This is a genomic window from Sinorhizobium sp. 7-81, from assembly GCF_030124405.1.
Classification (GTDB): Bacteria; Pseudomonadota; Alphaproteobacteria; order Rhizobiales; family Rhizobiaceae; genus Sinorhizobium; species Sinorhizobium psoraleae.
Genome location: NZ_JASKLT010000073.1, coordinates 1 through 805 on the forward strand (window position 1 = coordinate 1; position 805 = coordinate 805).

At 59.4% G+C, this 805-nt stretch carries 1 protein-coding gene; it reads right to left on the bottom strand.

Going from position 1 to position 805, the window contains the following annotated elements:
* Window positions 1-805: AMP-binding protein (locus tag QN224_RS33535; RefSeq protein WP_283980173.1), on the bottom strand; the 805-nt coding region annotated here is incomplete at both ends.

Sequence of the window (805 nt, forward strand, 5' to 3'; positions counted from 1 at the left end):
ATAGCGGGCGAGGTCGCCGGTGCGGTACATCCGCGCCCCCGGCTCTCCGCAGAACGGATCGGCCAGGAAGCGCTCGGCCGTCAGCTCCGGTTGGTTGAGATAGCCGCGCGCCACCCCTGCCCCGCCGATATAGAGCTCGCCGACCGCCCCGAACGGCACCGGTGCGCCATGGCCGTCAAGCAGGTAGAGCCGAAGATCGGAGATCCGCTCTCCGATGGGGCTAAACGAACTGGAAGTGTCAGATTCAATAAGAGGGCAATAGGTTGCATGCACGGTCGTTTCCGTGATGCCGTACATGTTAATGATCTGTGGGGTGTGATCTGAATGCCTAGCGTACCATGGCTTCAGAACTGATGGCTCCAAGGCCTCCCCGCCAAGAATTGCGTATCGAAGGTGGTTGTGAATTCCACTCTCACATGTCGCCTGGATAAAAGTTTTAAAAGCCGAAGGGGTCTGGTTGAGAACTGTGACGCCGGACTTGCAGATCAGATGGTAGAAATCTGGAGCGGAGCGAGCCGTATAGCTCGGCACTAGAAGCAAGCGTCCGCCATAACGCAGAGCTCCCCACAACTCCCAAACGGAAAAGTCGAAGGAGAAGGAATGGAAGAGGCACCAGACGTCGCCCGCGGAGAAGTCGTACCAATTCTGGGTAGCCTCAAACAAACGAGCAATTTGGGCATGCTCGACCATGACGCCCTTTGGCGTGCCGGTGGATCCGGAGGTGTAGATGATGTAGGCGAGATGGCGGGAAGTGAGGCCGAGGGCGCGGGGGTCGGGATCGGATGCCGGCCGGTTCGCCCAGGCC